Raw genomic sequence first — 14,686 nt, forward strand, 5'->3', positions numbered from 1 at the left:
AGTATCGGCGGGGTTGTCCGACAGATCCAAGCGGGATATCCCGCGCGCAATGAAACGGACCGGCTGGCGGTCCTCGACTGGAGTTTTCGACCATGAAGGCACGAGTGCATGTGATGCTCAAGAACGGGGTTCTGGACCCGCAGGGTGAGGCTGTGCGTCACGCATTGGGTGCGATGGGTTTTGATCAGGTCGAAGGCGTGCGTCAGGGTAAGGTGATCGATTTGGAACTCGCCGATGGCGCAACCGAGGCGGATGTGACCGAGATGTGCGAGAAGCTGTTGGCCAACACCGTCATCGAACGCTACGAGATCGAACTGGTCTGAACGGATGCGGGCGGCGCGTCTGATCTCTTATCGACAGCCGCTTGAGGTGACGACGGTTCCCGACCCGGAACCGGCGGAGGACGGCGTGGTCGTTCGGGTTCTGGCCTGTGGCGTTTGCCGGTCAGACTGGCACGCATGGTCCGGTTCGGACCCGGATGTTGTTCTTCCCATAACCCCCGGTCATGAATATTGCGGCGAGGTCGTTGCCGTTGGCCGCCGGGTCAACCGGTGGCGTGTTGGGGATCGGGTCATTGCGCCCTTCATTCTGGCCTGCGGTCACTGCCCGGATTGCGCGCAGGGTCATCAAACGATTTGCGCCGACCAGGTCGTGCCGGGGTTCACCTGCGATGGCGCTTTTGCCGAGTTCATTTCGGTCGCTCACGCTGACGCCAACCTGACCGCTTTGCCTGACACTTTGCCCCCAGAAGTCGCAGCAGCGCTGGGATGCCGGGTGACGACCGCGTGGCAGGCCTTAGTCGGGCGGGCACAGTTGCAGGGCGGAGAATGGCTGGCTGTCTTTGGTGGCGGAGGGGTCGGTATCTCGGCCCTGCTGTTGGGCAAGGCCCTTGGCGCGCGCGTCGTGGTGGTCGATATCGCCGATGACAAGTTGGCCTATGCAGAAAGCCTCGGGGCTGATGCGGTGGTCAATGCGGCCAGCTGCGACGCACCGCAAGCGGTCAGGGATCTGACCTCAGGCGGCGCGCATGTTGCTATCGAGGCCCTGGGTATCGAAGTCACAACCGTCTCGGCCATGCGTTCGTTGCGCAAACTGGGCCGGATGGTGCAGATCGGTATGCCTGCAGGCGATCATGCTACCATGGCGCTGCCCATGGACGTTCTTTATTCCGGCCAGTTAACCGTCTATGGAACGCGCGGTATGCCCAGTTGGCGCTATCCGTCGTTGTTGTCGCTGATCGCGGGCGGAGGCGTTGATCTGAGCCCGCTCGTCACCCGCCAAATCACTCTGAACCAGGCAAGCGCCGAGCTTGCTGCCTTTGACAATCCGACGCCTCCGGGTGTCGCCGTTGTCACCGATTTTGTCTCTTAGGAGGGTCCGCCATGCGCGCAGCCGTCATCGTATTCCCCGGGTCCAACTGTGACCGCGATCTTGCCGTTGCTTTCGAACAGGCCGGGTTCTCGGTTGATATGGTCTGGCACAAGGATGCCACACTGCCCGAGGGCGTCGACATTGTCGGCGTGCCGGGTGGCTTTTCGTATGGTGATTACCTGCGCTGCGGTGCGATTGCTGCGCAATCGCCGATCTGCAAGGCGCTGGCCGCTCATACCGAACGGGGCGGTTATGCTGTTGGCATTTGCAACGGTTTTCAGGTCCTGACAGAAACTGGTATCCTGCCGGGTGCGTTGCTGCGGAATGCCGGTCTGAAATACATCTGCAAGACCATCGGCCTGAAAGTCGAGACCAGCGCCAGCGCCTTTACCGAAGGCTACAATGCCGGGGATGTGATCGATATTCCGATTGCGCATCATGACGGCAATTATTTTGCGGATGATGAGACGCTGGCGGCGCTGAAAGATCAGGACCGCATTGCCTTCACCTATGCCGACAATCCCAACGGTTCGCGCGATGATATTGCGGGTATTTTGTCCCACAACCGACGCGTGTTGGGGATGATGCCACACCCCGAACGGGCGGCGGATTCAGGCCACGGAGGCACGGATGGAACGGCGCTCTTCCGCGCATTGGCCGGGGTGCTGGCGCCAGCGTGACTTGAGGTCATCGGTCGGGACGCGTAGCGTCTGGGCATGAGTGCGGACGATCAATCAAACAGCGCTGGATTTCTGAACCGGCTTCGCGGCTCGCCTATGGGCTGGCGGCTGCGGCTTGCCGTTTTCTTGCTGTTGATCGCAACTGTGGCGACGGTGTGGATCACCAACAGCCTGTTGACCAGTCGTTTCACCGAATCCACCCGCAACCGGGCCGAGCTGCGCCTGGCGTTGTATTCCGGCAACCTGCTGAGTGAATTGCGCCGCAATTCGATTGTCCCGCAACTGCTGTCTCGCGATCCGACGCTGATCTCGGCCCTGCAATCCAGCGACTATACGCTGTCGACCCAGCGCCTGATTTCCTTTGTCGAAGAGATCGGCGCGGCTTCGCTGGTCTTGCTGGACCGTGATGGGTTGACCGTGGCGGCGACTGATCGCAATCGTCTGGGCGAGGGGCATCGCGGCACGCCCTATTTCATCGATGCGATGCGTTCAAACGCGACGATATTCTCAGTCATTCCGCGTGAAGCGGGCGGCTATAGCTTTGTCTATTCGCGCCGGATCGAAGCAAATGCCGAAATTCTTGGCGTGATCGTGGTTGAGGTCGATCTGCAGAAATTCGAACGTGCCTGGGCCGGTATCTCCGATGCGGTGATGGTGAGGGACAGTACCGGTACGATCATTCTGTCGACCGAACCACAATGGCGCGGGCTGGACGAAAGCGGCGCACTTCTGCGGCAGCCGCCACAAGGCGCAATCCAGCGCGCGATCCGGGCCACGACCGATTGGCATGCGCTGCCGCCCGATGCCTATTTGCAGGGCGAGGCCGTGATGCGGATGGAAACGCGCATTCCGTTCCGTGGCTGGCAGATGACGTCGTTCACCACTTATTCTTCGATCCGGGAGAAGGTGAACAGCGTTCTGGCGCTGGAAATCATGGGTTTTGCGATTCTTCTGGCGCTGGCCTTCTATGCGCTCAGCCGCAGGGCCACGTCGCGCATGACTTTGTTCCAACGCGAGTCGGCGGAGCTTCGCGCATTGAACGCAAGACTGCAGCGGGAAATTGCTGAGCGCGAACGGGTTGAAAAGACGCTGGAAGTTGCCGAGCAGACCCTCGCGCAAAGCTCGAAACTGGCCGCGTTGGGCGAGATGTCGGCGGCCGTCAGTCACGAGCTGAATCAGCCTCTGGCGGCGATGAAAACTTATCTGGCGGGTGCCCGCCTGCTGCTGCGCCGGAATCGGCCCGAAGAGGCGCTGGCCAGCTTTGGCCGCATTGACGGGCTGATTGAGCGGATGGGGGCGATCACACGTCAGCTCAAATCCTATGCCCGCAAGGGGGCAGACGCGTTTTCGCCTGTAAATCTTGGCGAAGCATTGGCCTCGAGCCTGTCTATGATGGAACCGCAGCTGCGTCAGCGCCATGTGAAGATCACGCAGATTTTGCCCGAAGAACCTGTTATAGTGATGGGAGATCGGATGCGGATTGAACAGGTTATGGTCAATCTCTTGCGCAATGCGCTGGACGCCACCAAATCTGTACAGGAACCGGATGTCGAGATCATCCTTGCCGCGGGTGAAACCGCAATATTGACCGTGCGCGACAATGGCTACGGGATCGAAGACATCGAAAACCTGTTTGAACCGTTTTACACGACCAAACGCCCAGGAGACGGCGTGGGTCTGGGGCTTGCCATCTCGTCCGGGATCGTGAACGACCATGGCGGACGGCTGACCGCGCGCAACGGCCAACAGGGCGGCGCGGTGTTTGAGATGCAATTGCCCATACTGGGAAGCGACGGCCTTGAGGCCGCGGAATAAAGGAAGTGACTATGGCACAGGCCATGAAAATCGCCATCGTGGATGATGAACAGGACATGCGCCAGTCGATCAGCCAATGGTTGGCTCTGTCGGGATATGACACCGAGACCTTTGCCAGCGCCGAGGATGCGCTGAAGGTGCTTGGGCCGGAATATCCGGGGATCGTAATCTCCGACATCAAGATGCCCGGCATGGACGGCATTCAGTTGCTGAAAAAACTTATGGGCGCAGACAGCACCCTGCCGGTGATCATGATAACCGGGCATGGGGACGTGCCCATGGCGGTTGAAGCGATGCGCGTCGGTGCATTCGATTTCCTGGAGAAGCCCTTCAACCCGGACCGCATGTCCGAACTGGCCAAACGCGCCAGCAATGCCCGCCGATTGACGCTGGACAACCGCGCCCTGCGGCGCGAGCTGTCGGGCGGCACCCAGATCATGAACAAGCTGATCGGGGCCAGCCCGGTGATGGAGCGGCTGCGTGAGGATATTCTGGATCTGGGGCAGGCGGATGGCCATGTCCTGATCGACGGAGAAACCGGGACGGGTAAAACACTGGTCGCGCATGCTCTGCACGCCGTGGGCAGCCGGGCCGGGAAGAAGTTCGTATTGGTCTCATGCGCGGCGCTTGAGGAAGAGGCGTTGTCGAAACGTCTGTTCGGCCCGATGCTGCCCGAGGACACGCAACTGCCCGCCATCGAAGAGGCGCGCGGTGGTACGCTGGTTCTGGAAGATGTCGAGGCGCTGAGCGACACGCTGCAGGCCCGGTTGCTGAGCGTGATGAATGAGCAGGGCACCCCGGCGGAAACACGGATCGTCGCAATCTCGAACCTGCAGGAAGCAGGCAAGACCAGCGAAGACGTGCTCCGCCCCGACCTGTTCTATCGTCTTGCCGCGTTGCGCATCACCATGCCGCCACTGCGTCAGCGAGGCGAGGATATTCTGACCCTGTTCACGCGACTGAGCGAGCAATTTGCCGAAGAATACGGCTGTGACGCGCCGCAGGTCAGCGCGCAGGAAGCGGCGCAATTGTTGCAGGCCCCTTGGCCGGGCAATGTGCGGCAGTTGATCAACATCGCGGAACGGGCTGTGCTGCAGTCACGGCGCGGGTCGGGGACCATCGCTTCGTTGCTGATGTCGGATCACGAGGAAATGCAGCCGGTGATGACGACCGAGGGCAAACCCCTGAAGGAATATGTCGAAGCGTTTGAACGGATGCTGATCGACAACACGATGCGGCGTCATAAGGGCTCGATCGCGTCGGTGATGGATGAGCTTTGCCTGCCGCGCCGGACGCTGAATGAGAAGATGGCCAAATATGGCCTTCAGAGGTCGGACTATCTGTGAGGGCGAGGAGGGGGCCAGCCCCCTCTTGAGCCTTCGGCTCAATTCACCCCCGGGATATTTATAGCCAGATGAAGGGGATCCTGTGGGTCCGGCAGGTGGGGATGCAGTTTGCCCATTGTCTTTTCCACAGGACTGCCTTTATTGTGAGCAGACGGGCCGGGTAAATTGCGCCTGCAAGCCCCGTATTTTTGAGTTTCGCTGCTGAGCCGATGATCAGGAACAATCCCGCGCGGCACGGCAGACCGATTGTGCCCCTAATGGGGCAGATGAACGCCTGAGCCCGCCTGTGCGGGTGAAAGGAATAAATGGGCGGGCCGCGTTCACACGCGCCTGTCGGAGAAGAACCGCGATGACGCGCGCGCAACGATTGAGTATACGGGCAGGGGGCCATGGCGCCAGACCCTGCTGCGCGCCGTCCGATATCGCCCGTACAAGACACCTCCCCAAAAGCGCCTGTCCACCCGGACGGGTCAGGACAACGCGTTTGGCGCGGTGCACCAAGGACACATGGCTAAGAAAATGCTTATCGATGCCACCCACGCGGAGGAAACCCGCGTCGTGGTGGTCGACGGAAACAAGGTTGAGGAATTTGACTTTGAATCCGAAAATAAACGCCAGCTTGCTGGCAACATCTATCTTGCAAAAGTAACACGGGTCGAACCGTCGCTGCAGGCGGCGTTCGTGGATTATGGCGGGAACCGGCATGGTTTCCTGGCATTTTCCGAGATTCATCCCGATTATTATCAGATCCCCGTCGCCGACCGTGAGGCGCTGATGGAGGAAGAACGTGCCTATGCCGAGGCGATGAAGGCGCGTGATGAGGCCGAAGAGGCCAAGCCCAAGAAACGCCGGTCGCGCTCGCGATCGAAGGCGGCTGACGTCAAGACAGACGATCCGGTCGAGACGCTGGAGGTTTCGTCCGAACCGACCGGCATGGAAACCATCGATCTGGATGACGGCGAAGAGACGGAGGTGCCCGAAGGGACATCTCCGATGGAGATCGTTGCCGAGACCCCGGTGGAAGAACCCGATGATGGAGACGCGCCTGTAGCTGAGGATGCGCCAGCCGAAGCGCCTGTTTCAGAAGAGGTATCTCAGGACGAGGAACCCGCTGCTGAGAGCGCCGAGGATTCGGACGAGGACGCTGCCGAAACCGCAGATGACAGCGCGCAAGAGGTCTCTGACGAGGGTGAGGCTGACGCCAAATCCGATGATGAAGAGGCGGCGCCTTCTGACGATGATCAGGACGCGGACGATGACGCCGAAGAGAAAAGCGCCGACGCATCCGCGAAGGATGACACCATCGAATCCGTGGCGGATGAGGATGACAGCGAGGATATCCGTCCTCCGCGCAAACCGCGCCCGCGCCGGTACAAGATTCAGGAAGTCATCAAGGTACGTCAGGTCCTGCTGGTGCAGGTCGTCAAGGAAGAGCGCGGCAACAAGGGTGCTGCGCTGACAACCTATCTGTCTTTGGCCGGTCGCTATTGTGTGCTGATGCCCAATACGGCGCGTGGTGGCGGGATCAGCCGCAAGATCACCAATGCGGCAGACCGGAAGAAGCTGAAAGATATCGCCTCGGAAATCGATGTGCCGACTGGTGCGGGGCTGATTGTGCGCACGGCAGGTGCCAAACGGACGAAATCCGAGATCAAGCGCGACTATGAATACCTGCAGCGCATGTGGGAGCAGATTCGTGAACTGACGCTGCAATCCATTGCGCCCGCGAAGATTTACGAGGAAGGCGATCTGATCAAACGGTCGATCCGCGACCTCTATAACCGCGATATCGATGAAGTTCTGGTTGAAGGCGAGGGCGGGTATCGCATCGCCAAGGACTTCATGAAGATGATCATGCCGTCCCACGCCAAAAACGTGAAACGGTATGAAGACGCGCTGCCGCTGTTCGCGCGCTATCAGGTGGAAAGCTATCTGGCGGGCATGTTTAACCCGACGGTGCAGCTGAAGTCCGGTGGCTATATCGTGATCGGCGTGACTGAGGCGCTTGTGGCGATTGACGTGAACTCAGGCCGGGCGACCAAGGAAGGCTCGATTGAAGAGACGGCACTGAAGACCAATCTGGAGGCTGCCGAAGAGGTGGCGCGCCAGCTGCGTCTGCGCGATCTGGCCGGTCTGATCGTCATCGATTTCATCGATATGGACGAGCGCAAGAACAACGCGGCGGTCGAGAAGCGCCTGAAAGAGAAACTGAAAACCGACCGCGCCCGCATTCAGGTGGGTCGGATTTCGGGCTTTGGCCTGCTCGAGATGAGCCGCCAACGCCTGCGCCCCGGCATGATCGAGGCGACGACTCAGCCGTGCCCTGCCTGTCATGGTACCGGCCTGATCCGCTCGGACGACAACATGGCGCTGTCGATCCTGCGCCAGATCGAAGAGGAAGGCACCCGCCGCCGCTCGCGCGAGGTTCTGGTGCGCTGCCCGGTCAGCATCGCCAACTTCCTGATGAACCAGAAGCGTGAGCATATCGCCCAGATCGAGTCGCGTTATGGCCTGTCGGTGCGGATCGAAGGTGATGTGCATCTGGTCAGCCCCGATTTCTCGATGGAGAAATTCAAGACGGCCAGCCGGGTGGTGCCCGAAGCGACTGCGCCTGTGGTCTCGGTAGATGCAACGCTGATGGATATGGTCGATGCCTCGGAAGAGGAAGAGGCCGTCGAAGAATCCGACGTTCAGACTGAAGATGAGGCGAAGCCCAAGCGCAAGCGGCGTCGGCGTCGTCGTAAGAAGAATGCGGGCAATGCAGAAGCCGCAGAGGGTAGCGCTGAGGCGGCAGAGGGCGACGCGGATGACGCGGCATCGCCGGATGCGGCGAAAGACGATGAAACCGCCGAGGAGAAGCCAGCGGGAGCGGAGCCTGCTGCCGAAGTCGCTGAAGAGGCGGAGAAAGTCGAAAAGCCCAAGAAACGTCGGGCACCGCGTCGTCGAAAGAAGGATGCTGAAGTTGCCGCACCTGTTGAGGCAGAGGCTGTTCAGGCACCTGAGACAGAGGTGGCGGAAGCCGCATCTGATGAGGTGGAACCGATTGCTGATTCTGATGAGGCCGAGGTGACGCAGGAAGCTGAAGCCGAGGGTATAGAAGCCGGAGCGGAGGGTGTTACAGAATCTGAGGCAGTGACTTCCGAAGAAGCCAAAGAAGCTGCCGAACCTGAATCGCAGGTAGAAGAAGTTGCAGAGCCGGTGGCGCAGGAAGAAGAAGCTGCCGGTGAGGCTCCGGCGGAAGAAACCCCGGAACCCGTGCTTGAAACAGTAACGGAAGAGCCTGAACCAGCTCCGGCCAAGCCAAAGCGGCGCGGTTGGTGGTCGCTGGGGCAGTAACACGCGGCAGCGACCCTGCGGGCTTAGCAAACAGGAATTAAGAAAAAGCCAGGCCAATGAATTGGCTTGGCTTTTTCTTTGGCCCGATTACTTCTCAGAATATCTTCGGGGACGACCTATCCAGCGCGGTGTGCGGGCGCAGAAGGATTTGAAAGCGTCGCCATGCTTTTGCAACAGAATGGCTTCTTCCGAACGGATTTGCATCATCGCAGAACTCAGGAACAGCAATACAGAAATGAGGCCCGGAAGTGACGGAACCGACAGAGCTACACCTGTAAGAAGTGCTGCTTGACCCAGAAAGGCCGGGTTTCGAGACAGGGTGTACAGCCCCTCACTGATCAGATCTCCTGTGGCATCCGCGCGAACGCCAACTCTCCACGAAACACCCATCGCAATCTGAGCCGAAAAGGCCAGCATGGCTCCTGCAATGGCGATGAGATGCCCGGGCAAGGCCAGCCATTTAAGGTTTGGGTTCCACAAAGGATCCAGCGCAAACAACGTTGGCACAGTTGCATAAACCAGAGGTCCGCACAGCGTCAGGGCAAAGCTTGCCCGAAATCCGATTGCCGCCAAACGATCCCGCCCACGCGCGCCTGCAAACAACCAGACGGAGTGACCCGCAGCCTTGGCTGCCAAAGTTGAAAAAGCGAAAAACGCAACGAGATACAATGCTACAGTGAGCAGACTTGCAGTTTGAATGACAGACATGAGTGCGTCCAGAGAATGATTTCGTGACCTAAATTAGACTTTAAAAGTTACCGAATTGGGTTAGACCATGCTGTCGAATGCGGGCGCGGCACTTAACCCGTCTTCTGGATCAGATAGACCTGATACCCGCCCGTCGACTCCTGTGAAATCAGCGTATGCCCCGCCTCGCTGCAAAAATGCGGCACGTCGATGATCGCCGCTGGGTCGTCGGCCAGCAGGCGCAGCAACCCTCCGGCGGGCAGGGATTTCAGCCGTTTTCGGGCTTTCAGAACGGGCAGGGGGCATAACAGCCCCAACGCGTCGAGTGTCTCGGTCTCATCTGTCATGTGATTGAGATATTTCCAACACGCGATGCTGTCCAGCATGCAACAGACAGCCACGAGGATGTGACTGAATGGCCCCGTGACGAAACCGACTTGATACCATATGTGCTAATCCATGTTCGGAATAGATATCATCGACGCAGGGCTGCTGCCCGCCATGTTCATCGCCATGCTGGGCGGGTTGATCAGTTTTCTGTCGCCCTGTGTGTTGCCGATTGTACCGCCTTATCTGGCTTATATGAGCGGCGTTTCGATCAATGAAATGAAGGATGAGGCGCGCGCGCGGCGCAAGGCCACACTGGCGGCGTTGTTCTTTGTCATGGGGCTGTCGACGGTTTTCTTGCTGCTCGGCTTTACCGCCTCGGCATTCGGGGCGTTTGTTCTGCAGAATCAGGTGCTTTTCGCCAAGCTGTCCGGTGCCGTGGTAATCGTCTTCGGTCTGCATTTTCTCAACGTCTTTCGCATCCCGCTGCTGGATCGCGAAGCCCGGGTTGAGACCGGAGATTCCGGTGGTTCGATCTTTGGCGCCTATATCCTGGGTCTTGCGTTTGCCTTCGGCTGGACGCCGTGTATCGGGCCCCAATTAGGTGCAATTCTGTCTCTGGCCGCGTCCGAAGCTTCGGTCGCACGGGGCACCTTGCTGCTGGGTGTTTATGCGGCGGGGCTTGGCATTCCTTTCCTGCTGGCGGCCATGTTCCTGAACCGCTCGATGGCGGTGATGAATCGGATCAAACCGCATATGGCGACGATCGAAAAGGTGATGGGCGGGCTGCTCTTGTTCGTAGGCATCATGTTGATCACAGGTCTCTTCACCGAATTCAGCTGGTGGCTGCTTGAAACTTTCCCGGTTCTGGCCACTTTCGGTTAACCCTCTGGCGCTAAACATGGATGTGGCGATGGCGGGTCTTACTCTAGCCATCACTCTGCGCTAATCTACACGGCAGAGGGCCGGGTTAATGAGCAGACAACAAACCTATCCAGAGGTGCGCAGGCGCCGGGTATTCTACATCCCCGGTTACGACCCGTTTCACCCGCGCCGATATCGAGAGCTTTATCGGACCGAAGGGAACGCTCAGGCTGCCATCTCGGGCTATGACATAACCATCCGGGGTCGGACAGGGCGCGACCTTTATGGCTGGCATGTTCGGTCCCAACAGGATGGTGCATTGGTCGAGGCCGAGATTGATGTGCTGGTCTGGTCCGATCTTGTGCGTCAGAGCATGGCGCGTTCGATCCCCGCGACCTATCTGCAGCTTGCCCGAACCGCGTGGATTTATATCTCTACAGGAACGCTCTGGCGTTTGATGCAACTGCGCAAAGGGCCGGTGATCGCGGCGCTATACCCGGTGGGGATGCTGTTGCTGCAACTGATTGCAGCGCTGGGTCTTGCCTGGGTCTTATACGCCTTGTCGCATCCTCTGGTCGGTGGGTGGGGCCTGCCACTCGCGATAGGGGCTGCCTATGCGCTGCTTCATTGGTTTCGAAAGCTCGATAATCGGCTTTTTGCCTATTATTTGATGCATGACTACGCGCATTCTGCCCGGCTGCGTGGGGCATATGCGCCCGAGATGAAGGAACGGCTGGCGCAATTTTCTGATTTGATCTCAGACGCCCTCAGCAGCGATTTGGATGAGGTGTTGGTCGTGGGCCACAGCTCGGGCGCTCATCTGGGCGTCTCGGTTCTGGCAGAGCTGTTGCGACGGCAAAAGGTCCCCGACGGCGGTCCGGTGCTATCTTTCCTGACCTTGGGGCAGGTTGTTCCGATGGTTTCGTTCCTGCCAGCGGCCACCGGCTTACGTGCAGACCTGCGCTATCTGTCAGAGCATCCCGATCTGAGATGGGTGGATGTGTCCGCACCGGGGGATGGCTGCGCCTTTGCCTTGTGCGACCCCGTGTCGGTGAGCGGGGTCGCGAACGCCGACAAACGCGGCCCTCTCGTTTTGTCGGCCGCCTTCACTCAAACCCTGTCAGCCGAGCGTTGGAGGCAACTGCGTTGGCGGTTCTTCCGTCTGCATTTTCAATATCTCTGCGCTTTCAACCAACCCGGAGACTATGACTATTTCCGCATCACCGCCGGGCCCCAAACCTTGGCCAGCCGCTTTCAAGGCCGTGCGCCCTCGCAATCGCGGATCGAAAGGTCGGTATCAAAATACACATCGGTGCGCGCATGAGGCCGCCGAAGCCACAGGCACGCCCGGACAAGGTTTCTTTGTGGCGGTATCTGCGCCTGTTCCGGCAGGACCTGCTATCCGCGCAACCTCAGCGGCTTTATCACGCGTGGATGGCCGAGTTTCGGACGCCGTTCTTTCGGTCATACATGATCAACCAGCCCGATCTGATCCGAACCGTGTTGAAAGACCGGCCAGATGCCTTTCCCAAATCCAACCGTATCAGCGAGGGGCTGCGTCCTTTGCTAGGGAATTCGGTTTTTCTGACCAATGGGGAGACCTGGAAGCGTCAGCGGCGAATTATCGACCCGGCGTTTGAAGGCGGTCGGCTGAAAGACAGTTTTCCGGCCATGGTTGCTGCCGCGCAGGCTTGCGCAGACCGTATGGGCGCACAAACCGGTCAGACGGTGGAATGTGAAGAGATCACCAGTCATGTGGCCGCCGATGTTATCTTCCGCACGCTGTTCTCGGTGCCGATCGACCATGCAGTCGCCGCGCAGGTGTTCGATAAATTCCGTGCATATCAGCGCGCGCAACCACTGTTGAACCTTGCCGCGTTCATTCCGCTGCGGCGATGGATGCCGCGGCTTCATGCCCGCCAAACGCGTCAGACCGCGCAACAAATTCGCGATCTGATCGGTCGACTGACCAGCGAACGCGCGACGGCGATCAAAGCGGGCGAGGCGCCGAATGATCTGGCGACAAAGATCATGACAACGCCGGACCCCGAGACAGGGAAATGCTTTGATACAGAGGAAATGATCGATCAGGTCGCGATCTTCTTCCTGGCCGGGCACGAAACCAGTGCGTCGGCTCTCGCCTGGACTTTGTATCTGATGGCGCTCTACCCCGATTGGCAAGAGAAGGTGGCGGCAGAGGCGCAGGCGCTGGAATTTGCAGAATTCGCGGTGATGTCACAGCTTAAGCTCAGTCGCGATGTGTTCCGCGAAGCGCTGCGCCTTTACCCTCCGGTGCCTATGATGGTGCGAGAAACCACATGCCCGGAACAGTTCCGCAACCGGGACATTCCGCAGGGCGCTCAGATCGTGATCAGCCCTTGGCACCTGCACCGGCACGAGCGTCTGTGGGACAATCCAGACGATTTTGACCCCACCCGCTGGTCCACTGAAAACGGTCGGACTTGCCAGCGAGAGGCGTATATCCCGTTCTCTGCCGGTCCACGGGTCTGCACCGGCGCAGGCTTTGCCATGATCGAGGGGCCGCTGATCCTGTCGATGCTGCTGCGGCGCTATCGCTTTGAAACAATCCGGGGCAAAACGCCCATACCGGTCGCGCACCTGACCGTGCGATCGAAAGATGGCATATGGTTGCGGTTGATTGAGCGCTAACAAACTATCATCGCTCAGCCGCTTGCTGTATGCGGTTGGCAAATGCGGAATCATATTGAACGGGAAAGAGTTATGTCCAAGGCAGAACAGCGCGCGCAGATGTCCGATGGCGCAGGATTTATCGCAGCACTGGACCAGAGCGGCGGTTCAACCCCCAAGGCACTGGCGCTTTATGGCGTTGAGGCATCGGACTACAGCTCGGACGAAGAGATGTTCGGCGAAATCCAGAAAATGCGCGCCCGCATCATTCTGGCGGATGATTTCACCCGTGAAAAAGTGATCGGCGCAATCCTGTTCGAACGTACGCTGGGTGAAGAAATCGCAGGCAAGAAGGTTGCTGATTACCTGTGGTCAGCCAAGCAGATCGTGCCGTTCCTGAAGATCGACAAAGGTCTTGAGGAGCAGGCAAACGGCGTTCAGATGATGAAGCCGATTCCGGGTCTGGCCGAGACACTGGCCAAGGCCGAGGGCGTGTTTGGAACCAAGGAGCGTTCGGTCATTCACGAAGCCAACGCCGAAGGCATCGCCGCGGTTGTCGCGCAACAGTTCGAGGTTGCGCGCGTTGTAACCGATGCGGGCATGGTGCCGATTGTCGAGCCTGAGGTGAACATTCACTCGGAAACCAAGGCCGAGGCCGAGGATATTCTGAAAGCCGAGATCCTGAAGAACCTTGATCAACTGGCCGAAGGGCAGGAGGTTATGCTGAAGCTGACCATCCCGAGCCAGGCGGATTTGTATGATGCGCTGGCCGATCACCCCCGCGTTCTGCGCGTTGTGGCGCTGTCGGGCGGATATTCGACCGAGCAGGCCTGCGATCTGCTGGGTCAGAACGGCAAGATGATCGCTTCGTTCTCGCGCGCTTTGACGGAAGGTCTGTCCAAGCAGCAGTCGGATGCTGAATTCAATGCTGCATTGGGCGGGAATATCGACAAGATCTATCGCGCCTCGGTCTGATCATCAGACAGATTTGGTGAACGAGCGGCGCAACTGCGCCGCTTTTTCACGACCGACACATTCTTCGGCGTGATCATTGATCAGACCCATGGCTTGCATGAAGGCAAATACGGTCGTTGGGCCAACGAATTTCCAGCCCCGTTTCTTCAAATCCTTCGACATGGCGATGGATTCAGCAGAGGTTGAAGCGGTCTGCGGGGGCGGTGGAGTTTCGGGTTCGTATCTCCAGACATAAGCGGCAATTGAACCTTCTTCCGCCACCAGCTCTTGCGCACGGCGGGCGTTGTTGATGACCGCCTCGATCTTTCCGCGATGCCTGATAATGCCGGTATTTTGCAGAAGGCGTTCAACATCTGCTTCCGTAAATGCGGCCATCTTGTTGAAATCAAAGCCGCAAAACGCCGCACGAAAATTCTCGCGCTTGTTGAGAATGGTGCGCCAACTCAGACCGGATTGAAAACTCTCAAGGCACAGTTTTTCAAACAGTCGCCTATCATCCGAAACCGGGTAGCCCCATTCATTGTCATGATAATCAAAGAATTCCGGGGCTGCCTGACACCAGGAACATCGTGGCTGACCGTCCGGACCCAATACCGTTTTGCTCATGAATGTACCCTTTTTGTTCTTGGCGAGGTT

At 58.9% G+C, this 14,686-nt stretch carries 13 protein-coding genes; 10 read left to right on the plus strand and 3 right to left on the minus strand.

Going from position 1 to position 14,686, the window contains the following annotated elements:
• Nucleotides 1-92: 92 nt before the first annotated feature.
• The 6 genes from purS (at nt 93) to ACR3E4_RS16045 (ending at nt 8,548) form a co-directional block, all read left to right on the plus strand.
• Nucleotides 93-323 (plus strand): phosphoribosylformylglycinamidine synthase subunit PurS, encoded by a 231-nt coding sequence (gene purS / locus ACR3E4_RS16020; protein ID WP_117872765.1) that lies wholly within the window; start codon nt 93-95, stop codon nt 321-323.
• A gap of 4 nt (nt 324-327) precedes the next feature.
• Entirely contained in the window at nt 328-1,371 is a 1,044-nt protein-coding gene (locus ACR3E4_RS16025) for a zinc-dependent alcohol dehydrogenase family protein (RefSeq protein WP_480532543.1), read from the plus strand.
• An 11-nt stretch (nt 1,372-1,382) separates the two neighbouring features.
• On the plus strand, nt 1,383-2,051 hold the full coding sequence (gene purQ / locus ACR3E4_RS16030; RefSeq protein ID WP_480532541.1) for a phosphoribosylformylglycinamidine synthase subunit PurQ: 669 nt from the start codon (nt 1,383-1,385) through the stop codon (nt 2,049-2,051).
• Nucleotides 2,052-2,087: 36 nt separating this feature from the next.
• Entirely contained in the window at nt 2,088-3,866 is a 1,779-nt protein-coding gene (locus ACR3E4_RS16035) for a sensor histidine kinase (protein ID WP_480532539.1), read from the plus strand.
• An 11-nt stretch (nt 3,867-3,877) separates the two neighbouring features.
• Entirely contained in the window at nt 3,878-5,212 is a 1,335-nt protein-coding gene (locus ACR3E4_RS16040) for a sigma-54-dependent transcriptional regulator (RefSeq protein WP_480532537.1), read from the plus strand.
• A 507-nt stretch (nt 5,213-5,719) separates the two neighbouring features.
• Entirely contained in the window at nt 5,720-8,548 is a 2,829-nt protein-coding gene (locus tag ACR3E4_RS16045) for an Rne/Rng family ribonuclease (protein ID WP_480532535.1), read from the plus strand.
• 87 nt (nt 8,549-8,635) lie between these two features.
• On the opposite strand, the gene ACR3E4_RS16050 is transcribed toward ACR3E4_RS16045, so the two are convergent.
• Nucleotides 8,636-9,256 carry a methyltransferase family protein gene (locus tag ACR3E4_RS16050; RefSeq protein WP_480532533.1) on the minus strand — a complete coding sequence of 207 codons (621 nt, stop codon included), beginning with the start codon at nt 9,254-9,256 and terminating at the stop codon, nt 8,636-8,638.
• A gap of 92 nt (nt 9,257-9,348) precedes the next feature.
• Nucleotides 9,349-9,582 (minus strand): sulfurtransferase TusA family protein, encoded by a 234-nt coding sequence (locus tag ACR3E4_RS16055; protein ID WP_480532531.1) that lies wholly within the window; start codon nt 9,580-9,582, stop codon nt 9,349-9,351.
• 112 nt (nt 9,583-9,694) lie between these two features.
• Between ACR3E4_RS16055 and ACR3E4_RS16060 the strand changes: the two genes are divergently transcribed.
• From ACR3E4_RS16060 to ACR3E4_RS16075, 4 genes are all read left to right on the plus strand, one after another.
• On the plus strand, nt 9,695-10,447 hold the full coding sequence (locus ACR3E4_RS16060) for a cytochrome c biogenesis CcdA family protein (RefSeq protein WP_480532529.1): 753 nt from the start codon (nt 9,695-9,697) through the stop codon (nt 10,445-10,447).
• An 88-nt stretch (nt 10,448-10,535) separates the two neighbouring features.
• Nucleotides 10,536-11,750: a hypothetical protein gene (locus ACR3E4_RS16065; RefSeq protein WP_480532527.1), complete on the plus strand. Its 1,215-nt coding sequence runs from the start codon at nt 10,536-10,538 to the stop codon at nt 11,748-11,750.
• Nucleotides 11,747-13,096 carry a cytochrome P450 gene (locus ACR3E4_RS16070; RefSeq protein ID WP_480532525.1) on the plus strand — a complete coding sequence of 450 codons (1,350 nt, stop codon included), beginning with the start codon at nt 11,747-11,749 and terminating at the stop codon, nt 13,094-13,096. Before ACR3E4_RS16065 ends, ACR3E4_RS16070 begins: the two co-directional genes overlap by 4 nt.
• 72 nt (nt 13,097-13,168) lie before the next feature.
• Entirely contained in the window at nt 13,169-14,050 is an 882-nt protein-coding gene (locus ACR3E4_RS16075) for a fructose bisphosphate aldolase (protein WP_480532523.1), read from the plus strand.
• Nucleotides 14,051-14,053: 3 nt separating this feature from the next.
• On the opposite strand, the gene ACR3E4_RS16080 is transcribed toward ACR3E4_RS16075, so the two are convergent.
• Nucleotides 14,054-14,656 carry a DNA-3-methyladenine glycosylase I gene (locus ACR3E4_RS16080; protein ID WP_480532521.1) on the minus strand — a complete coding sequence of 201 codons (603 nt, stop codon included), beginning with the start codon at nt 14,654-14,656 and terminating at the stop codon, nt 14,054-14,056.
• Nucleotides 14,657-14,686: the final 30 nt, after the last annotated feature.

This window comes from Ruegeria sp. AP11, from assembly GCF_056535865.1.